The organism is Brevibacterium aurantiacum, from assembly GCF_900169065.1.
In the GTDB taxonomy this organism is placed as follows: domain Bacteria; phylum Actinomycetota; class Actinomycetes; order Actinomycetales; family Brevibacteriaceae; genus Brevibacterium; species Brevibacterium aurantiacum.
In genome coordinates, this window is the sequence record NZ_FXZB01000002.1 from 113,174 (window position 1) to 132,523 (window position 19,350).

The following is a 19,350-nucleotide window of genomic DNA, read 5'->3' on the forward strand; positions in this document are numbered from 1 at the left end:
GCCAGCCAACAATCCGAGATCGCTCGACGCTCCGGCCCGAGAAATCGAGCCTACTAGCTCGAGAATCCGCGCTCACTGGTTGGAGAACGCGGCGTCAAAGGACGTGTCGGGCCGCTTCCACAGCAGTTCACGGATCCGCACGACCGCCTCGGCGGCTCCATGGAGACGATCCATCCCGGCATCCTCCCATTCGATGGAGATCGGCCCGGTGTAGCCGATCGAGCTCAGCGCTCGAAACGCATCTTCCCAGTGCATGTCCCCGTGCCCCGTTGACACGAAGTCCCACCCTCGCCGAGGTTCTCCCCAGGGAAGATGTGAACCGAGGATTCCGCTTCGTCCGCTTGCAGGCCGAAGTCGTGTGTCTTTGCAGTCGACGTGGTAGATGCGGTCGGCGAAGTCGGTGATGAAGCCGATGGTGTCCAGGCCCTGCCACAGCAGGTGGCTCGGGTCCCAGTTGAGACCGAAGGCTTCCCGGTGGTCGATGGATTCCAGGGCGCGCACGGTCGTCCAGTAGTCGTAGGCGATCTCGGAGGGATGGACCTCGTGAGCGAAGCGCACGCCTTCACCGTCGAAGACATCGAGGATGGGATTCCACCGATCGGCGAAGTCCTCGTAGCCGGCATCGATGACCCCGGCCGGAACTGGTGGGAACATCGCCACATACGGCCAGATCTTGGACCCGGTGAACCCGACGACCGTATCCACACCGAGCTTTCGGGCCACTCGAGCCGCCCGCTTCATGTCCTCGGCGGCCCGTTGCCGCACGCCTTCGGCTTCACCGTCGCCCCAGACATAGTCGCGCACGATCGCCTGATGGCGGAAGTCGATCGGATCATCGCACACGGCCTGGCCCGCGAGGTGGTTCGAGATCGCCCAGACCTTGAGACCGTGTCGATCGAGCACATCGAGACGTGACTGCAGGTAGGCGGGGTCCTCGTCCGCTCTGGCGAGGTCCAGGTGGTCACCGGAACACGCGATCTCCAGCCCGTCATAGCCCCAGGAGGCCGCCAGTCGAGCGACCTCCTCGAACGGCAGATCGGCCCACTGACCCGTAAACAGGGTGACCGGATGAGATGAGTCTGTCATTGCTGCTCCTTCGCAGTTCGTTTCGCCGCCCAATCCGCCGAGTCCCCGTCCGTACCGAAAGCCCCGTCCGCAACGGAGTCCCCACCCTTGCCGGAGTCCCCGTCCGCACCTGAAGCCCGGCGTCGTTGGTGGTCGGTGAGGAATTCGGCACTGGCCCGGGCGAGCTCGTCTTGGCTCGGTGCCAGCGGACGCCAGATTGAGGCGGCCACGGCGATGGTGTCGTTGTCGGCGGTGAAGCTCTCCACTGTCAGAGGTCCCGCGTAGGCGATGTCGTCTAGGGCATCGAAGAAGGCGTCCCAATCTGTGTGGTCCCCGCCCACCGGGCCCCGATCGTTGCCGCAGACTTGGACGACCTTGCAGTGGTCTCCGGCGGCTCTGATCGCGGCCGCAGGCGGGCGCTCCTCGATGTTCAGGTGATAGCTGTCCAGCGCCAGTCCGATGCCTCGATCCAACAAGGGGTCGAGTGCCTCAAGTGCTTGGTCGACCGTATTGATGATGCTGGTCTCGTACCGGTTGAGAGGTTCCACCGCCAGGGTCACGCCGCGTTCGGCGGCGTAGTCGGCAACGGGGCGCAGCGCCTCCCGAAGTGTCTCCACGACCCGGCTCCGCTCGCCCGCATCCATCCGCCACACCCGCCCGGTCGCGGCCGTGAACGGACCGGCCACGGTGGGTGAACCCACGGCGAGCGCCACATCCACGCAGTGCCGGAGATAGTCCTGGGTATCGGCACGATACAGCGGGTCGATGAGGTCACGACCGGGACCCATCGCTCCGACGATCCGCGCACCCATGCCATACCCAGCCAGCACCTCGGCGGCGGTGGCCGGGTCCCAGTCATCCGGGTTCTCCACGGGCAACTCCAACAGACCGAACCCGAATCGTCGGGCTCGGTCCGCCAGATCGCCGAGGTGCTGCGTCGTCAGCGGCGAGGTCCACACCCAGGTGTTGACCCCGATCTCGCGAACGATGCCCGTGCTTCCGCTACCGTCGGTCATGACTTCACTCCCCGATCAGGGGATGACTCGGTCCTGCCACACCTGCGGGAATCCGGCCATGTCCTCGCCGCCGAACTTCGCATAGTGGCCATCGGGCATGCCCTTGGTGCGGTCAAGGTAGTCATCGAGGTCCTCGGCCGTGATCGGACTCTGCGGCAGCACCCATTCGGTCGGGACTTCCTCGCCCTTGAAGATCTTCTCCGCGGCCAGCAGCGGGGTCCGCCACTGGAAGTTCGAGTAGACGGGAGCCAGTGCGGTCATCTCGGTGTCCTTCCACTTCCGCAGGAAGCTCAGCTCGTCCTCTCCGGTCATCACCGGATAGTCCTTGCCTGCGTCTTCGAACGCTTCGATGGCGGACACGGCACCGTCGCCCGCATCCATCCAGATGCCCTGGACGTCGCCCTTGGCGAGCTCATCGGAGACGACCTTCTTGATCTCTGCCGGATCGCCCTCGGTGAAGTAGTCGACGACTTCGATTCCGGCCTCACCGAAGAGTTTGTCCGCTGCTGCCCAACGCTGTTCGAGCACGTCGACGCCGGGCAGGATCCGCAGGGCCACGACCTTGTCGCCTTCGCTGAGGTTGTCGATGAGGAACTGCGAGGTGTCGATGCCCCAGGCGAAGCCGCCGATGGGATGGATGAACGTCACGGCGCAGTCGGTTTCGACTCCGCGGTCGAAGACGATGACGGGTTTGTCGGTCTTGCACGCACGCTCGACCGCCGGCGTGATCGCGGCCGTCGAGTTCGGGGAGATGATGAAGCCGTCGCAGTCGCCCTCGGAGATGAAGTAGTCGATGTCCGCGATCTGCGTATCATCGTTGTCCTGGGCATCACGGGTCTCCATCTCGGTGATGACGCCGTCCTTCTTCAGCTCCTTGAGCTGCTCGTTCATCGAAATCCACCCGGTCTGGCGCCAGGGGTTGGAGATCGAGGCGTTGGCGAAGCACATCTTGTTCCCGCCATCGGATTTGAACTCCGAGGTGTCCCCCATCTTCGGGTTGATCATCTGCAGGTAGGGCTTGTCCTCCGGACCGTCCGGGACGACTTCACGCTGCTTGAACTGCTGGTCATAGACCTTCTGGTCGAACCATTCCTCGGCCGGCGCTTCCTCCTGCGCCCCGTCTCCTTCGTCCGCCGGTTCCACGGACGGGTCGGTGGTGCACCCCGCCAATGCGATGAGAGCGGCGGCACTGGCAATGCCGAGCGCGCTCCTCAGTCCTCGTTTCATGATGTAATCTCCCTTGTCATTTCCGTGCGGCATCGTCGCCGCCGGTGAGTTGGATCGGCGAAGATGCCTCCGCCGAGGTTGTGCTTGGGTCCCGCGGCTCGGTTGAGCCTGCCGGGTCGGTTGGGTCGGTCGGGTCAGTTGGGTCGGACGCTGAGGTGGAATCCGCCGAGGTGGTCGGTCGTTTGCGCTTCTTCGCGAACACGACACCGGAGTACGCGACTGCCGCGATGATGATGGCTCCCTGGATCGCATCACGCATCGTCGCCGGCACCGAGGTGAAGTTGAGCAGCGTGAACAGGGACTCGAGGGTGAAAGCTCCGATAAGTGCCCCGATGACGGTCCCCCGACCGCCGCCGAGGACGACTCCGCCCAGGACCACTGCCGTGATCGCCGTGAACTCGTAGCCCTGACCGACCGAGGGATGGACGCCGGCATAACCGGCGAGGAGCACCCCGGCCACCGTGGCGGCGAGAGAGGACAGAACGAAGGCCAAAGTCTTCGTCCTCCACACGTTCGCGCCGGCGAAGGACACCGCCTGGGCGTTGTCGCCGATGGCGACCACGGTCCTGCCGAATGGCCTCCGTGAGATCCAGACGGCGAACACGATCGCCGCGATCAGTATGAGGACGGCGTAGGGCAGGAGGCCAAGGACCGGTATCCCCTCGATTCCTCCGCGGCCCAGCTGTCGGAAGGATTCGGCGGGGTTGCCCGTCGCCGCTCCTCCCGTCCACCACATGACCGCCCCGTGGATGACGAGCATCGTGCCGAGGGTGACGATGAATGAGGGGACCTTGAGCAGCGTCGTTGCCAGCCCGTTGACGATGCCGACCACGACGCCGATGACGAGCATGATGATGAGCACCGGCACCGTCTTCGAGTCGTCCTCGCCGATGAGATGGCCCGCGGTCATCACCTGCGCCGTGACCACTGCACCCATCGACAGGTCGAACTCACCGCTGACGATGACGAAGTACTGGCCGATGGCGACGATCGCGACCGGCGAGACCCGCTGAATGAAGCGCATGAGCGCCCCTGGTTCAGCGAAGCTCGGATTGAGGACGACGATGGCGATCAGAATCACGATGAGGAGGACGACCACGGCGCCGCGCGGATCCGCGATTCGCTCGATCAGTCGACGAAGTCCCCCATCGCCGAGGTGGGTCTCGGGAGTTCTCGAATTCATCCCAGGCTCCCTTCCTGGTCGCTTCGCGCGCCGGTTTCCCGTGGACCGCCGATCGCCGCCGAAGCGGACTCCGGAGCGGGTTCGGACCCTGCCGCGATATTGGGCCCCGTGGGCACATCAGCGAAGCGGATTCTGCGGGCGATGACTCTGCGGCGAGCATAGAGCGCCACGGCGATGATGATGACGAGTCCGCGGATGACGTCCTTGAGGAAGGGGTTGAACTGCATGACGCTCATGAGATTATCGAGGACGGCGAAGATGGCGACGCCGCCGATGGTGCCCCAGATCGAGCCGCGTCCGCCCATGAGAACCGTTCCGCCGAGGACGACTGCCGCGATCGAGAGCAGGTCGTAGCTGCCCTGTGAGCCGACGGTCGGGCTGCCCACACCCAGGCGGCTGGCCAGCAGCAGACCCGCCAGTCCCGCGAATACGGAGCTGCCGATATGGGCGCCGATGAGAGGCAGACGCTGCCGGACACCGGAGAGTCGAGCGACCTCCGAGTTGCCGCCCACAGCGAAGAGATGATGCCCGAAACTGGTTCTGACCAGGATGAATGCCACCAGCCCGGCCAAGGCGAGCATGACGATCGTCGAGATCGGCACGGGGCCCACGCCGGTGGCGCCGAAGAGTTGGAAGGACCAGGGAACGCTGCCTTCGGTGCCCTGGTAGTTCGTATCCAGATATCCCTTGAGCATGAGTCCGACCCCAAGGGTCGCAACGAATCCGTGAACTCCGAGGACGGTGACGATGAGACCGTTGGCCAGACCGATGCAGGCCGTGACCACGAGCGTCAGCAGCACCGCGGGCAGCACCATCGCATCGCTGCCGTTCATCGTCTGCGCCGCGATCAGACTGGCCAGGCTCATCACATAGGGAACCGAGAGATCCAGGGAGGCGCCGAGGATCACCAGGGTCTGTCCGATGGCGACGAATCCCAACACGCTCATCCCGGTGAGAATGTCGCGGATGTTGCCGGGGCTGAAGAAGTTGCGACCGGTCGTGGCGACGAGCACGGCACCGATGATGAGCACGCCGACGAGCGCGAGGTAGACAAGGGCCGTCGTATCGAGGCGACGCAGCTGTGTCCTCATCGCTCCCCCACCTTCCGCCCATCGTCATCAACCAGCCCATCGTCACTGACCACCTGGGCCTCGGTTCCCGTGGCCAGGGCCAGCACCTCTTCCTCGGTCGAACTCGGGGGAAGCTCCCCGGCGATGCGACCATCTGCCATGACAAGAACCCGATCAGACATGCCCAGCACCTCGGGAAGCTCACTGGAGACGAGAAGGATCGCGACACCTCGGCGAGCGAGACTGCGGATCAGACGGTAGACGGCGACCTTGGCGCCGACGTCGATTCCTCGAGTCGGCTCATCGAGCAGCACCACGCGTGGCGAGGTGGCCAGCCACTTGGCCAGCACGACCTTCTGCTGGTTGCCTCCCGACAGAGCCCTGACCTCCTGATCCGCACCGCGGCTGATCACCTCGAGGGATTCGAGGATCCCGGGGATCTTCGCACGCATCCCGGAGGTGCGGGAGGGGAAGACTGCGCGGATCGCCAGCAGTGCATTATCGAGAATGGATTGGGAGAGCACCAGGCCAGTGCCCTTGCGGTCCTCTGTGACCAGAGCCAGACCGCGCCGGACACCTTGCCTGGCGGTGGCGATACGCACTGCCTCACCGTCGAGGCGCACCTGGCCACGAGTGAAGGGCTCGGCGCCGAAGATCGCGGACAGCAGCTCCGAGCGGCCGGATCCCTGCAGTCCCGCGAGTCCGAGGATCTCACCGGCACGAAGGTCGAGGGTGATGCCGTCAAGCTGTTCGTTGCCTCCGCCGGTCACCGAGAGAACGGTGTCACCGATCTCCGTTCCCGTCTCGGCCTCGGGAAAGAACGTGCTGATGGGCCTGCCGACCATGGCGCGCACGAGCCCCGCCTGATCCATCTGGGACGCCGGTTGACTGGTGACGAGAGCACCGTCCTTCATCACGGTGATCGTGTCGCAGAGGTCGAAGACCTCCTGCAGTCGGTGCGAGACGTAGATGATCGCCACGCCCTTGGATTTGAGAGTCTCGATGACCCGGTAGAGGACTGCGACCTCGTTGTCCGACAGCGCCGCGGTGGGTTCGTCCATGGAGATCACCCGGGCATCGACGGAGAGTGCTTTGATGATCTCGACGATCTGCTGTTCGGCCACGGTCAGCCAGCCGACCTTCGCATCGGGGGTGATTCCCTCCACGTCGAGGTCATCGAGCAGGGTCTGCGTCTTGGCTCGCATCGTGGCCACATCGACGAGACCACGGCGTCGGGGTTCCCTGCCTAAGAACACGTTCTGCGCCACGGTGCGGTCGGGCAGCAGATTGAATTCCTGGAAGACCGTGGCCACGCCTGCCTTGCCGGCATCGACGGGATGGGAGAAGTCGACGACCTGCCCATCGATGCGTACCTCGCCGCCATCTCTGCGGTGGACGCCGGCGATGATCTTCATCAGGGTGGACTTTCCGGCTCCGTTCTCCCCGACGAGGCCGTGGACCGTGCCGGCGCGCACCTCGAGCGAGATGTCGTGCAGGACTTCGACTCCGAAGAACTGCTTGCGGATCCCTGTGGCGCTGAGCACCGCTGCCTGGGTCATCGCGCTTCGACCTCGACCCAGGAACGTTCAGCCGCTGATTTGAGTACGGCTTCAGTCACGAGCGCCGCGCGCACACCGTCGTCGAGAGCCGGCACGCCCTCGCGCACCTCACCGGCGAAGACAGCGTAGGAGTCGGCGATGAACGCGTTGAACGCGTCCTGATAACCCTGCGGATGACCGGGCGGAACCGTGCACAGCCGAGCGGCGTCGGGAGACAGCGCGTCCGGGTCACGATCGAGGAGCTGACTGCCCACGCGGCGACCGACCCACAGCTGCTCCGGCTGCTCCTGGGCGAACCGCAGGCTCTCCTTCGAACCGCCGACCTCGATGACGAGTCGATTCTTGCGTCCCGGTGCGAGCTGGGAGATCAGGATCGATCCGATGCCGCCGCCGCTGAGCTCGACCGTCATCGCAACGGTGTCCTCGGTGGTCACCTCGGCACCGCCTCGGCGAGGGTGAACGGTTCTCGTCGTCGCGACCACGGACATGATGTGTTCGCCGGTGATGAATTCGATGAGGTCGACGAGGTGGGAGCCGATGTCGGCGAAGGCTCGGGAGGGTCCTCCGGAGCTGGCATCGACGCGCCAGTTCTCGTCCTCGGCGCTCAGCAGCCAGTCCTGGAGGTAGCTTGCGTCGACGGTCAGCAGTGTTCCGGCGTCTCCTCGGCGAATTCGGGCGCGGGCCTCGCGGACCATCGGATGATAGCGGTAGACGAACGGAACGGTTCCGCCCAATCCGAGTGATTTCGCCCGGTCGCGGATGGCGGCCGCAGCGGAGGCATCGGTGGCCAGGGGCTTCTCGCAGATGATGTTCGAGCCCGCGTCCAGGGCGCGCAGCGAGTGTTCGGCGTGGGTGCTGTTCGGGGTGCAGACGTGGACGACATCGAGATCGTGGTCGAAGAGATCCTCGCCGTTCGCGGCCGCCTCGTAACCGAGTTCAGCTGCGGCTCTTCGACTGCCGGCTGCGCTCGAGGTCGCGATCACGCGAAGCTGAGCTCCGGCGGCGCGGGCGGCCCGAGTGTGCGTGCGGGCCATGAAGCCACCACCCACCATCCCGATTCGAGGTGGAGGGGCGAAGGTCTGGGCAACGGTGTCCATGACCCATTCTGATGTCGGCTTCACCACTTTTGTCAAGTACTTTTTAAAAGTCTGTAGTCAATCGTCACCTTCTGATAATCCCCTTTACCGAATGTGCTTTACTGAGGGAATGAGCCAGGTGACCGTTTCGCACGCCCTCGATCTGTCGCATGCCGGCGGGCTGTTCCAGCTGCTGCGCGACGGACTGCCGCGAACTCGGGCCGATCTGGCGAAGTCGACCGGCCTCTCACGTCCCACCATCGCGCAGAGGATCGACCAGCTCCTGGGCCTCGGACTCATCACTCCCGTCAGTGACGCCGCCTCGACCGGTGGTCGGCCCAGCTCGCAGTTCGCGTTCAATCCCCAGGCCAGGGTCGTCGTCGCCGCGGACTTCGGCGCCTCTCACGCCCGCCTGGCCGTGACGGACCTGACCGGCACCGTCCTGGCGGAGCTCGGCGAGGAACGCGAGATCTCCGACGGCCCAGTCAGTGCCATCGAGTGGCTGAGATCTTCGGCCCTGTCCCTGCTCACCGAAGCCGATCGCAGTGCCGACGACGTGGTCGGGGTGGGCATCGGCCTGCCCGGACCGGTCGAGTTCTCCACCGGGCGCCCGATCAATCCGCCGATCATGCCCGGCTGGGATCGCTTCGATCTGCCCGGTGCCCTCAAGCAGACCTTCTCCGCCCCGGTTCTCGTCGACAACGACGTCAACATCATGGCCCTCGGCGAGCAGACCTCTGCCTGGCCGGAGACCACGGATCTCATCTTCGTCAAGGTTGCCACGGGAATCGGCGCCGGCATCATCTCCGGCGGCTCGCTGCGTCGCGGCTCGCATGGCGCCGCGGGCGACATCGGCCACGTCGCCCTGCCCCGGGCCGCGGGCATTCCCTGCGCCTGCGGCAATCGCGGGTGCCTGGAGGCTGTGGCCTCCGGCAGATCGATCGCCCGCGAACTCTCCCGGGCCGGGCTCGAGGCCAGAACGCCCGGCGATGTGATCCGGCTCGTCAAGGCCGGTGACCTGCAGGCGATACAGGCCGTCCGCCAAGCCGGCCGAGACCTCGGTGAGGTGCTGACCACGTGCGTGAGTCTCATGAATCCTTCGCTCATCCTCATCGGCGGCGCCATGGCGCAGGCGGCAGAGCACCTCGTCGCCGGCGTCCGAGAGGTCGTCTACGCACGGTCGATCCCGCTTTCGACCGAACATCTCACGATCGCGCCATCGAATGCGGCGGGCAATGCCGCCATCCTGGGAGCGGCTCATCTGGCCATCGACGCGGCACTGTCACCCGAACGCATCGCCGCCGCCCTGTCCCGGCAGTGAGGAACGTCCCACACGCCCTTAGCGTCCCAGGTGACTGATCTGCGAGCTCGCACCATTATCATAGGAAGTGCGCACCCCCAAACAGCGGCGCCCTTTCTATGAAGGAGTCCCCCACTTGCCCCATAATCGAGCATTCGCCCAAGTCGACGTCTTCTCCGCGGATCCCTACCGCGGCAACCCCGTCGCGGTCATCCTCGACGCCGAGGGACTGAGCGAGACCGACATGGCCCGGATCGCGAACTGGACGAACCTGTCCGAGACGACGTTCGTCCTCCCTCCGACGAATCCCGACGCCGACTACCGCCTGCGGATCTTCACCCCCGCCCGCGAACTCCCCTTCGCCGGCCACCCCACCCTCGGATCGGCGGCGGCCTGGCTGGAAGCCGGAGGCGTCCCTCGCAACGAGGGGACCATCGTCCAGGAGTGCGGGCTCGGACTCGTCACCCTGCGCCGAGGTGACCAGACCCTGTCCTTCGCCGCTCCCGAACCGATCCGCTCCGGTGACCTCGACGAAGACTTCGTCGAGCAGATCGCCGCCGCCCTCCACGTCGAGCGCACCGAGATCCTCGGTCACCAATGGGTCGACAACGGCCCCGGCTGGGCCGCAGTCAGACTCGCGAGCGCGCAGCAGGTCCTCGACCTCGAGCCCGACTTCTCGCAGATCCCCGACACCAAGCTCGGCGTCCTCGGCCCACACCCCGACGACAGCGCCCACGAGTATGAGATCCGGGCGTTCGTCCCCGGCACGGCCATCGGCGAGGATCCCGTGACGGGCAGCCTCAATGCCTCGGTCGCGCAGTGGCTCATCAAATCCGGCCTGGCCCCGGAAAAGTACACCGCCACTCAGGGCACAGCGCTGGGACGAGCCGGAGTCATCTCGATCTCCCACGAGGACGATGAGGTCTGGGTCGGCGGACCCACGACCGTATGCTTCAAAGGGACGGCATTCGCATGAGCCAAACAGAGAAGAAGCCGGTCACCGGGATCAGGCACAACAAGCGCAATGCCCCGGACAAGCCCCTGCGGATCTTCCACGGCCGCATCTACTTCGCCCTGCAGGCTCTCGCCGGGGCTGCCTGGTGGCTCGGGATCATCAATCTTCCGGGACTGCGCGATGCGACGCTCGGCGGCCTCAATCCGCTGCTCGTCTCCGCCATCCACATCCCGCTCTTCGTCATCGGCTCCGCCCTGGCAGCACTCAACTTCCGGTGGGCCGTGTGGGGAGCCGTCGCCTGGACCACCCTCGTCGCCGTCTTCATGGTCATCTACGCCACCGTCACCACCGAGGGTGGGCTGGGCGCCGTCCTCATGGTGTTGGCCACGGTCGGCAGCCTCATCGCCGGGACACTCATGATCCTCGGCAGGATCCCGTCCGAGCGTCTCGTCACCGGCCCGTTCGCCTTCCGCAGCTCTCACACACGCGTGAGGTCGCAGCTCCTGATCAGAACCACGATCCAGATCATGGTCTTCTGGGGAGTCTTCCTCATCGTCATTCCTGCGATCATCAATGCGTTCGAGGAACGCTGGGACCTGTCCGTGAAGTTCCCGATCCTCGTGATCGTCGCCGGCTTCGCCCTTCTCGCCTTCGGCACCGTCCTCGGCGTGTGGTCCGCACGGGCGATCGCGAACTTCGGTTCCGGTACTCCGCTGCCTTCCGCGATGGCCCACCATTTCGTCCAGCGGGGACCCTACGCCTTCGTGCGCAATCCGATGGCCATCGCCGGCATCGTCCAGGGCGTGGCGATCGGACTCTTCATCGGTTCGTGGTTGGTCATCGTCTACGCCATCGTCGGTTCGCTGCTGTGGAACTGGCTGATCCGTCCGCACGAGGAGGCCGACCTGCGTCAGCGCTTCGGCGCCGAGTACGACGAGTACGCCGCTCGAGTCTCCTGCTGGATTCCGACGTTCTCACAGTCCGACGAGGACTATGACGATGAGGATCGCGACGAGAACGAGGATGAGGCCGCGGTCGCTGAGGGTCGCGCCGACGATGCCAACGCCGACGGAGCCCGCGCCAAGCGCGACAACTCCTAGAGCTCGTGCCCGGCCCGGCCAGGACCGGAGTAAGATTCGGCCATGACCGGAGTAGGATTCGGCCAGGACCGGAGTAGGATTCGGCCATGGTCACCTTCAGCACAACTCTCCTGCAGCTGGGCAACAACGTCGGCATCGAGGTGCCCGAGGACATCGTGCTCGGCTTCGGAGTCGGCAAGCGGGTCCCGGTCATCGTCACGATCGCCGGGTACTCCTACCCCTCGACCACTGCGGTGATGGGTGGGAAGCTCCTGCTGCCGTTGGCCAAAGAGCATCGCGAGGCGAGCGGTGTCTCCGGCGGCGAGACTCATGAAGTCACGCTGACCCACGACACCTCGTCCCGCGAGACTCCGGTTCCCGATGACCTCGCCGAGGCGCTCGGCACTGCCGGTGTCCGTGAGGTCTTCGATGGGCTGGCTCCGTCGAAGCGCAAGGAGCATGTGCGGCAGGTCGAATCGGCCAAGGCCGAGGCCACACGGGAGCGTCGGATCGCGAAGATCGTCGACTCCCTGGGATGAACACCCTCCGCTGACTGATCGGCACTCCCGAGTCTGTCCGGCCTCGAAATGTCCTGCCTCGCAGACTCAGCCCGCGTCGTGCATCGTCACCGCATAGCCATCGGGATCGACGAAGGTGAACGTCAGGCCGAAGGGACTCGGCGCTGGTCCCCGCAGAATCTCCACACCGGCCGCGACGAGGCTGTCGTGCAGCGCCTGTGAATCATCGCAGTTGAACCACAGCGCCACCCCGGTGCCGGGACGATCGATGGAGTCGAGATCGACGTCGGGCAATGGCTCACGCACGGCGAACGGTATCGGCGATGTCGCGAAGACCACCGCTCCGGGTGGCCCCGCAGGCGCCCGCGGCAGCCCGATCGTCTGCTCGTAGAATTCGGCCGACTTCTCCAGGTCTCGCACCTGCAGTGCGAGGAAATCCGGTCCTGTCACAGTCATGATCGTTCCCATCTCTTGCCATTCAGTTGCATGTCAGTGTTCTGACATAACCAATGTATGTCAGAATACTTACATGAGTCAAGAGATGCAGTCGCAGCAGTCCCAATCACCCCAGGCGCTGGAGGCGATGATCGGATATCAGCTCAAGCACCTGCAGTCGGTGCTGCGCTCACGCATGGACGAGACGCTACGGCCCCTGGGACTCTCAACGCCGCAGTACGCCTGCCTCGAACTGCTGCGCCGAGCCCCGGGCGCATCGAACTCGGAACTTGCTCGCGGCGCCTTCGTCACGCGACAGACGATGAATACGCTGCTGAAGGGCCTGCAGGATCGTGGCCTGGTGACGAGAGCAACGAAGGCCGAAACCGGCAGAGCTCTGCCGACGACCCTGACCGCGGAGGGAGGCAAGGCCCTCGATCAGGCGGTCGAACGAGTTGAACGGATCTCGGCACTCATGGTCTCTTCGCTCGATGAGGAACTGAAGGGCCACCTCGGCGAGGCTCTCGATCTGTGCATCGGAGCCCTCGAGAGCGAGGACACGAGAAGCCCACACGAGGGCTGAGGTCGTCGAGGTGATCGTCCTCAGCGTACGACGCGCTCGACCTCTTCCGGTTCGTCACGCTCGGGCAGCAGAACCATGATGAGAAGGGCGAGGACGGCACCGATCCCGGCTCCGAGCGTGTTCGTGATGAGATCGCTGATCGTACCGAAGCGGGTCGGCGAGAGCAGGGTCACCTGGGCTCCCTCGATCAGGCAGGTGAAGGCCGCGCCCGCCGCCCAGCCGACCCACCAGCGCCTACGCCCCATATGCAGGGCGAGCAGGAACCCGAACGGGACGAACATGGCGACGTTCGCCAGCTTCTCGACGAGCGTATAGGTCAGCCATGACGTCACCTGATGATCGGCGAAGAACTGGAGCAGCCTGCCGATCGGACCTTCTGGGCTGACGTCGAGCTGGTAAGGAGTCAGCGTCATGAAGCCGATGAAGACGGTGTAGAGGATCAGCAGCACCAGGGGCATATCGCCCATTCGTCTCTGCCCACTCGTCATGCGATTCAGACTACCGCCGATGCCCCACGACGGCGCCCGGATTGCGGTATCCCGCAACCCGGCTCATAAGCCGTTCAGCTCGCAAATCGAGCACACGACTGCCGATCGAACCCATGACGAGGGGCCGCCTCGCTGCTTCAGCGAAACGGCCCCTGAACCTCACCAGACGGTCACATAGATCGTCGGTCAGTCCGGCTGTCGGTCAGTCCGACTCTCAAACGAGAGCGGTCACCTCGGCGCCTTCGAATGTGGCGGTGTCGATGACGGCACGGAAGTACACGTCACCGGCGACGACGCGATCGTAGGTCTCATCCGCCTTGTCGATGCTCACGGTCTCGATCTTCGCTGCGATGTCGTGCTTCGCGCAGAAGTCGAGCATCTCCTGGGTCTCGGCGATGCCGCCGATCATCGACCCGGCCAGCACTTTGGCGCCGCCGATCACGGAGGCGAAGGACAGCGGCTGCTTCTCCGGAGGCATACCGACGACGGTCATGACCCCGCGAGGCTTGAGCAGGCTCAGGTACTTGTCGACGGGAATGTCGGCGCTGATCGTGTTGAGGATGAGGTCGAACTCTCCGCGGTGGTCACTGAAGAAGTCATCCTCAGTTGTCGCGAGCATCTGCTTCGCGCCGAGCTCGAGTGCTGCCTTCTCCTTGTTCAGGGTGCGGGAAAGGACGGTGACGTCGGCGCCCATGGCGACGGCGATCTGGACGCCCATGTGGCCGAGTCCGCCGAGTCCCAGAATGGCGACCTTCTTGGGTGCGCCGTCCTTGGTCTCGCCTGCGCCCCAGCGGTTGAGTGGTGCGTAGGTGGTGATGCCGGCGCAGAGCAGCGGGGCCGCGACATCGAAGTCGAGAGCGTCGGGGATACGGCAGACAAAGCGTTCGTTGACGACGACTTTCTCGGCGTAGCCGCCCTGTGTGATGGTGTCGTCGACGTCGGTGGAGTTGTAGGTGCCGACCTGGCCGTTGAGGCAGTTCTGCTCCTGCCCAGCCCGGCATTCCTCGCACTCTCCACACGAGTTGACCATGCAGCCCACGCCCACGCGGTCGCCGACCTTCCAGTCGGTGACATCGGAACCGACGGCCTCGACGACGCCGGCGATCTCGTGGCCGACGGTCAGGGGGAAGTGCGCCTCGCCCCATTCGTTGCGGATGGTGTGGATGTCGCTGTGGCAGATTCCGGCGGCCTTGATGTCGATGACCACGTCATCGGGCCTGGGGTCGCGGCGTTCGATGTTGGCAACCTTGAACGGCTGGTCGGGGCCGGTCTTCTGCAGTGCCTTGACGGTGAAAGTCATGAAAACTCCTCTGTGCGGTGACGACTCCGGATGCTGCGGCGGCTCTGTTTCGGGGCCGCCGACACCTTACATGCAGCACTGATTATCTGTCGCCTATTCCGGGCCCTCCCGTGATCTCTGCAACAGACGATCGTTCAGGACCAGTCGCAGCCCCGTCGCCGCCCCCTAGTCCTTGGCTGCCCGCTCGGAGATCGTGAGGTCGAGAGGGAAGTCCACGGGCGCATTGCCGAATAGGAGTGTCCCCGCCGAGGCGGCCGCTTCCCTGATCGCCTCCGCTGCGGCTTCGGCGTGCTGGGCCGGCGCGTGCACGATGACCTCATCGTGGAGGAAGAACACCAGGTGAGCGCGTCGGGAGAACACCGGACCCGAGGCATCGGCGACGTGCCCCATCGTCTCCCCCGCCGAGGTGGTTCCCCCATCACCATCAACCGCCGAGGTTGTCCCCGGGTTCCCGTCATCGATGGCCGGCAACTGTGACAGCCGCAGTCTCAGGTCGGCCAGCCAGGCCAGGGCCCATTCGGCCGCGGTTCCCTGGACGACGAAGTTGCGGGTGAAGCGTCCCTGGTCACCGGCGGCGCGACGGGCCCGGTTCTCATCGGCAGGCGTGGCGTCGAACTGGTTCGCCGCCGACTGAACGCGGCGCCACCCTTCACCTGGCACCGGTGAGGTTCGGCCCAGCCAAGTGGACACGACCCCTCCGGCGGCCCCCACCTCGGCGGCGGAATCAACCAAGCCCATGGCGGCGGGAAAACTGGTGCGCAGTCGCGGCACGAGCCTGCCGCTGTCACCGGTCGTGGACCCGTACATGGCGCCGAGCACGGCGATCTTCGCCTCCTGCCTGGTCGCGACGATGCCTTCGTCGACAAGACCCGAGTACAGGTCGCGACCTCGGCCAGCTTCGGCCATGGCCCGGTCCCCCGACATGGCGGCGAGCGCCCGCGGCTCCAGCTGGGCGACATCGGCCGAGATCAGCCGCCATCCGGGGTCGGCGCGCAGGGCGGGTCGCAGTTGGCGAGGAATCTGAAGTGCACCACCGCCGCTGGCCGCCCAGCGCCCGGTGACGACTCCCCCGGGAACATAGACGGGACGGTAGCGGCCCTCGCTGACCCATTCGTCGAGCCACGCCCACCCGTTGGCGGAGAGCAGACGGGACTGCTTCTTGTACTCCAGCAGGGGCGCGATCGCCGCGTGGTTGCTCTCCTGCAGCTCCCATTTCGAGGTCGAGGCGACGTTGATTCCGGCCGCGTGCAGGGAATGGAGGAGTTTGACGTGGGAGTCGAGATTGGCTCGCGGGTCACCGAGGGCGGCCCGCACCTGCTCGGCCACGGCGAGCATCTTGGCAGGCTTCGCGTCCCGTGCAGGACGGGGCCCGAGTTCCTCGGCGAGGATCCGATCGTGCTCGGCGATGTCCCAGGGCACCCCGGCGGCCTGCATCTCTGCGGCCACGAGTCCACCGGCTGATTCTGCCGCGAGCAGCAGACGCAGCCGGCCGGGATCGGAGGCAGTCTGCAGGGCGGTGGACTGACGTGCGAATTCGGCGAGCGCGGACTCGATGTCGTGCGGGACCGTTTTGATGTGGCTGCGTCGTTCGGTGACCTCGAAGAGCGCCTCCGCCTCGGGTGCGGTCGGTGCGCTCACCGGGCCCGCGTCCCATTCTTCGGCGCTTGCGACGGCGTTTCGGTCGGCCACGAGTTCCGAGCGCATGAGGATCGCGTGGGTCAGCCGCAGGTCATAGCAGCGCTCGATCTGCACGCCGGCAGCCAGCAGGGCCGGGTACCAGTTGGGAGTGTCACTGAAGACCCACCTCGGCCGGCCCTGTGCTTCCCGTTCGCGGACGAACGTGGGCAGCTCATCCGCGCCGAGGTGGTGGTTGCCGATCCGCTGTCTGGCGTCGTCGAGGTCGACGACGGCGATCATCGAACCCATGCCGCGAACGCCGCCGAGGGCGCTGTCGGGAGCACGCCCGATCACGCACCACGCAGGCACGGCAGCGCTTGGGTTGGTCATACCTCAACACTACTGCGAGGGGCGGACGTGGCTGTGCTCCCCCGAGTCTCTCCCCGCGAGGAGTCGACGAGAGGCCCTAGCTCCGGCTCGCGTCGAGGGCCGCTCGTACGATCGAGTCGACATCGATCCCGTGATAGCGGTAGACGTCGTCGATATCGCCGGACTGACCGAAACTGCTCACCCCGAGCGCGACATGGTCGACCTTGTTGATCGTGGCGAGGAACGACAGCGTGTGCGGGTGGCCGTCGAGGAGGGTGACCATCGGCACGGCGCGCTCGGCGGGGAACACCTGGTCGAGGATCCACTCGGATCCCGGACCGGCAGCAGAGACACCAGCTCCTGCACCAGGCGAGCGATTCCCCTGCGCAGCCCGCAGCGCCCGATAGAGCAGACCGGGGCTGGTCACGCACACGACATCGGCGTCGATGCCCATTGCTTCGAGGCGGTCTGCTGCGGCCAGGGTCTCTGTCATCATGGCACCCATACCCACGAGCTGGACTCGCGGCTGCTTCGTCGCCCGCAGCCGGAATCCTCCGGCGATGACCTGCTCCCGACGACGCCGACGCGCCACCGGATCGCTCGGCACCTCGGCCAGGGACTGGTCGACCGCCCGGGTCGACAGGCGCAGGTAGGCCGATTCACCATCAGGCCTGCCCAAGCGCGTGATGGAGTGGAGCAGGGTCCACTCGACGTCCTGGGCGAACGCGGGCTCATAGGTCACCAGACCCGGCACCTCCATGCCCGTCGAGGGGGTCGTGATCGACTGATGCGCACCGCCTTCGGGTGCCAGCGTGACCCCGGACGGAGTGCCGACGAGGATCGACTGTCCACCCGCATACATGCCGAAGGTCCACGGCTCGAGGGCACGGTTGACGAAGGGGTCGTACATCACGCCGATCGGGAAGAGCGGCTCTCCCCACCGGCTCCAGGTCGCACCGAGCTCCCCGAGCAGACCGACCAGGTTCGTCTCGGCGATGCCCAGTTCCATGTGCTGGCCCTGTTCCGATTCGTTCCACTGCAGGATCGTCTCGGCGTCATCGGCGAACCAGTTGCGGCCGGCTTCGGAACTCCACACCCCGACCTTGTTGACCCATCCGCCGAGGTTGGTCGTCGATGACACATCGGGACTGACCGTGACCACCCGGCGGGCCGTCTCCGGTGACTGCCGACTGAGGTCCATGAGAACGCGGCCCAGCGCGGCCTGCGACGAGGAGGTGCCCTTGTGCGCCCGCTCGAGATCACGCGGCAGCTCGCTCTCGGCAGCACGAGGGAACTCCGGTCGCGCCAGTCGCTTCGCACTCACCTCGATGATCTCTCCGGCGGCAGAATCGTGGTCGAACCTGGTCCACGGTGCCTGTGTGTCCTGGCCGCTGCGCCGGGCCAAAGCACCGTATTCCTCATCGCTGATGAGCGCGGAGTGGTTCTGCGGGTGGCCGGAGCTCGGCAGACCGAACCCCTTGATCGTGTACGCAATGATGGCCGTCGGCTTCGAATCGTCGATCCGCGCGAAGGCGTCGAGGAGCGCGGGAATGTCATGGCCGCCGAGGTTTCTGATCGCATCCGTCAATGTGGCGTCATCGAGGCTGCCCACCAGATCCCGCAGGGCCTGGGCGTCCTCCCCCTCACCGGGCAATCGCTCGCGCAGCTCGGCGGCGGTGCATCGCAGCAGACGCTGGTATTCGGGGTTCGACATCGTCAGGATCCGCTGTCTCAGCTCAGGACCACAGGGTCGGGCGAAGAGTTCGTCGAGCAGGCGTCCGAACTTCACGGTGATCACCTGCCAGCCGGCGGCGTCGAACATCGCTTCGATGCGCCCGGCGGCGATATCGGGGATCACGCGGTCCAGTGACTGGCGGTTGAGGTCGACGATCCAGACGATTTCGCCGAGGTGTTTGACGTCGGGGTCAATGACGGCCTCCCACACGGCACCCTCGTCGAGTTCCGCGTCTCCAACCAGGGAGTACTGTCGCCCGAGGCCGATGGGTTTCAGCGTCGAATCGACGTAGCGTCGGGCGATCGAGCCCCAGATGGGTGCCGTGGCTCCGATGCCGACGGAACCGGTGGAGTAGTCGGCTGGAACCGGGTCCTTGGTGCGACTCGGGTAGCTCTGCAGACCGCCGAAGGCCCGCAAGGAGGTCATGTCTGCTTCGTCGAGTTCACCGAAGAGGTAGTTGATGGCGTGCCAGACGGGGCTGGCATGCGGTTTGATGCTCACCCGGTCTTCGGCGCGCAGTTCGTGGAACCACAGTGCGGTCATAATCGTGGCGATCGAGGCGCATGAGGCCTGGTGTCCGCCGACCTTGAGCCCGCTGCGGTTGGGACGCACGCGATTGGCATGGTGGATGATCGAGGTCGACAGCCACAGAATCCGATCGTGGATCTCATCGAGGGTCTCGAACGTCGAGGCTTCTGAGGCGGTGTTGATGTCTGTGTCTGTATCGATGGTCACGGTTGTCCTCCCGAGGTGTGCGCGCATGCATTGTGCCCGC

The 19,350-nt window shown here is 65.6% G+C and carries 17 protein-coding genes; 5 read left to right on the plus strand and 12 right to left on the minus strand.

Translation table 11 applies throughout. The annotated features are described in order from the left end of the window. Positions 1-72 precede the first annotated feature (72 nt). From BAUR9175_RS02110 to BAUR9175_RS02140, 7 genes are read right to left on the minus strand one after another with little or no spacing between them, the layout of a single operon-like run. Positions 73-1,086, minus strand: coding sequence for a sugar phosphate isomerase/epimerase family protein (locus tag BAUR9175_RS02110; RefSeq protein ID WP_096146206.1), 1,014 nt, complete (start codon positions 1,084-1,086; stop codon positions 73-75). Beyond that, the gene (locus BAUR9175_RS02115) at positions 1,083-2,081 is read right to left on the minus strand and encodes a sugar phosphate isomerase/epimerase family protein (RefSeq protein WP_069599145.1); all 999 of its coding nucleotides are present in this window, start codon (positions 2,079-2,081) and stop codon (positions 1,083-1,085) included. The genes BAUR9175_RS02110 and BAUR9175_RS02115 overlap by 4 nt, the downstream gene beginning before the upstream one ends. A 15-nt stretch (positions 2,082-2,096) precedes the next feature. After that, complete coding sequence (locus tag BAUR9175_RS02120; RefSeq protein WP_101582885.1) at positions 2,097-3,308, minus strand: substrate-binding domain-containing protein; 1,212 nt, start codon at positions 3,306-3,308, stop codon at positions 2,097-2,099. Between the two features lie 16 nt (positions 3,309-3,324). Then, the gene (locus BAUR9175_RS02125) at positions 3,325-4,491 is read right to left on the minus strand and encodes an ABC transporter permease (RefSeq protein ID WP_101582835.1); all 1,167 of its coding nucleotides are present in this window, start codon (positions 4,489-4,491) and stop codon (positions 3,325-3,327) included. Further along, the gene (locus BAUR9175_RS02130; protein WP_069599143.1) at positions 4,488-5,582 is read right to left on the minus strand and encodes an ABC transporter permease; all 1,095 of its coding nucleotides are present in this window, start codon (positions 5,580-5,582) and stop codon (positions 4,488-4,490) included. Before BAUR9175_RS02130 ends, BAUR9175_RS02125 begins: the two co-directional genes overlap by 4 nt. Then, entirely contained in the window at positions 5,579-7,120 is a 1,542-nt protein-coding gene (locus BAUR9175_RS02135) for a sugar ABC transporter ATP-binding protein (RefSeq protein ID WP_101582838.1), read from the minus strand. Before BAUR9175_RS02135 ends, BAUR9175_RS02130 begins: the two co-directional genes overlap by 4 nt. Further along, a complete protein-coding gene (locus tag BAUR9175_RS02140) occupies positions 7,117-8,217 on the minus strand; it encodes a Gfo/Idh/MocA family protein (protein ID WP_101582888.1) in 1,101 nt (366 codons plus the stop codon). The genes BAUR9175_RS02135 and BAUR9175_RS02140 overlap by 4 nt, the downstream gene beginning before the upstream one ends. A gap of 109 nt (positions 8,218-8,326) precedes the next feature. Here BAUR9175_RS02140 and BAUR9175_RS02145 point away from each other — a divergent pair, with 109 nt between their 5' ends. The 4 genes from BAUR9175_RS02145 (at position 8,327) to BAUR9175_RS02160 (ending at position 12,069) form a co-directional block, all read left to right on the plus strand. Further along, positions 8,327-9,517 carry an ROK family transcriptional regulator gene (locus BAUR9175_RS02145; protein ID WP_009884722.1) on the plus strand — a complete coding sequence of 397 codons (1,191 nt, stop codon included), beginning with the start codon at positions 8,327-8,329 and terminating at the stop codon, positions 9,515-9,517. Positions 9,518-9,632: 115 nt separating this feature from the next. Continuing rightward, positions 9,633-10,472: a PhzF family phenazine biosynthesis protein gene (locus tag BAUR9175_RS02150; RefSeq protein ID WP_009884721.1), complete on the plus strand. Its 840-nt coding sequence runs from the start codon at positions 9,633-9,635 to the stop codon at positions 10,470-10,472. Next, on the plus strand, positions 10,469-11,551 hold the full coding sequence (locus BAUR9175_RS02155) for a methyltransferase family protein (protein ID WP_096146201.1): 1,083 nt from the start codon (positions 10,469-10,471) through the stop codon (positions 11,549-11,551). The genes BAUR9175_RS02150 and BAUR9175_RS02155 overlap by 4 nt, the downstream gene beginning before the upstream one ends. Positions 11,552-11,637: 86 nt before the next feature. Then, positions 11,638-12,069 (plus strand): YdeI/OmpD-associated family protein, encoded by a 432-nt coding sequence (locus tag BAUR9175_RS02160; RefSeq protein WP_101582841.1) that lies wholly within the window; start codon positions 11,638-11,640, stop codon positions 12,067-12,069. A gap of 66 nt (positions 12,070-12,135) precedes the next feature. On the opposite strand, the gene BAUR9175_RS02165 is transcribed toward BAUR9175_RS02160, so the two are convergent. Further along, positions 12,136-12,504: a VOC family protein gene (locus tag BAUR9175_RS02165; RefSeq protein WP_101582890.1), complete on the minus strand. Its 369-nt coding sequence runs from the start codon at positions 12,502-12,504 to the stop codon at positions 12,136-12,138. A gap of 73 nt (positions 12,505-12,577) precedes the next feature. On the opposite strand from BAUR9175_RS02165, the gene BAUR9175_RS02170 reads away from it, so the two are divergent. Continuing rightward, positions 12,578-13,066 carry a MarR family winged helix-turn-helix transcriptional regulator gene (locus BAUR9175_RS02170; RefSeq protein WP_096160108.1) on the plus strand — a complete coding sequence of 163 codons (489 nt, stop codon included), beginning with the start codon at positions 12,578-12,580 and terminating at the stop codon, positions 13,064-13,066. Between the two features lie 20 nt (positions 13,067-13,086). Here BAUR9175_RS02170 and BAUR9175_RS02175 read toward each other — a convergent pair whose 3' ends face one another. From BAUR9175_RS02175 to BAUR9175_RS02190, 4 genes are all read right to left on the minus strand, one after another. After that, complete coding sequence (locus tag BAUR9175_RS02175; protein WP_240517979.1) at positions 13,087-13,554, minus strand: VanZ family protein; 468 nt, start codon at positions 13,552-13,554, stop codon at positions 13,087-13,089. Between the two features lie 214 nt (positions 13,555-13,768). Next, positions 13,769-14,854, minus strand: coding sequence for an NAD(P)-dependent alcohol dehydrogenase (locus BAUR9175_RS02180; RefSeq protein WP_096146197.1), 1,086 nt, complete (start codon positions 14,852-14,854; stop codon positions 13,769-13,771). Between the two features lie 165 nt (positions 14,855-15,019). After that, entirely contained in the window at positions 15,020-16,861 is a 1,842-nt protein-coding gene (locus tag BAUR9175_RS02185) for a bifunctional 3'-5' exonuclease/DNA polymerase (protein WP_096157856.1), read from the minus strand. Between the two features lie 76 nt (positions 16,862-16,937). Beyond that, entirely contained in the window at positions 16,938-19,310 is a 2,373-nt protein-coding gene (locus BAUR9175_RS02190; protein WP_101582843.1) for a transketolase-like TK C-terminal-containing protein, read from the minus strand. Between the last annotated feature and the right edge of the window lie 40 nt (positions 19,311-19,350).

Coding starts and splice junctions, on each gene's coding strand:
- BAUR9175_RS02110 (WP_096146206.1), bottom strand. CDS start 1,086: ATGACAGACTCATCTCATCCGGTCACCCTGTTTACGGGTCAGTGGGCC.
- BAUR9175_RS02115 (WP_069599145.1), bottom strand. CDS start 2,081: ATGACCGACGGTAGCGGAAGCACGGGCATCGTTCGCGAGATCGGGGTC.
- BAUR9175_RS02120 (WP_101582885.1), bottom strand. CDS start 3,308: ATGAAACGAGGACTGAGGAGCGCGCTCGGCATTGCCAGTGCCGCCGCT.
- BAUR9175_RS02125 (WP_101582835.1), bottom strand. CDS start 4,491: ATGAATTCGAGAACTCCCGAGACCCACCTCGGCGATGGGGGACTTCGT.
- BAUR9175_RS02130 (WP_069599143.1), bottom strand. CDS start 5,582: ATGAGGACACAGCTGCGTCGCCTCGATACGACGGCCCTTGTCTACCTC.
- BAUR9175_RS02135 (WP_101582838.1), bottom strand. CDS start 7,120: ATGACCCAGGCAGCGGTGCTCAGCGCCACAGGGATCCGCAAGCAGTTC.
- BAUR9175_RS02140 (WP_101582888.1), bottom strand. CDS start 8,217: ATGGACACCGTTGCCCAGACCTTCGCCCCTCCACCTCGAATCGGGATG.
- BAUR9175_RS02145 (WP_009884722.1), top strand. CDS start 8,327: ATGAGCCAGGTGACCGTTTCGCACGCCCTCGATCTGTCGCATGCCGGC.
- BAUR9175_RS02155 (WP_096146201.1), top strand. CDS start 10,469: ATGAGCCAAACAGAGAAGAAGCCGGTCACCGGGATCAGGCACAACAAG.
- BAUR9175_RS02160 (WP_101582841.1), top strand. CDS start 11,638: ATGGTCACCTTCAGCACAACTCTCCTGCAGCTGGGCAACAACGTCGGC.
- BAUR9175_RS02165 (WP_101582890.1), bottom strand. CDS start 12,504: ATGACTGTGACAGGACCGGATTTCCTCGCACTGCAGGTGCGAGACCTG.
- BAUR9175_RS02170 (WP_096160108.1), top strand. CDS start 12,578: ATGAGTCAAGAGATGCAGTCGCAGCAGTCCCAATCACCCCAGGCGCTG.
- BAUR9175_RS02175 (WP_240517979.1), bottom strand. CDS start 13,554: ATGACGAGTGGGCAGAGACGAATGGGCGATATGCCCCTGGTGCTGCTG.
- BAUR9175_RS02180 (WP_096146197.1), bottom strand. CDS start 14,854: ATGACTTTCACCGTCAAGGCACTGCAGAAGACCGGCCCCGACCAGCCG.
- BAUR9175_RS02185 (WP_096157856.1), bottom strand. CDS start 16,861: ATGACCAACCCAAGCGCTGCCGTGCCTGCGTGGTGCGTGATCGGGCGT.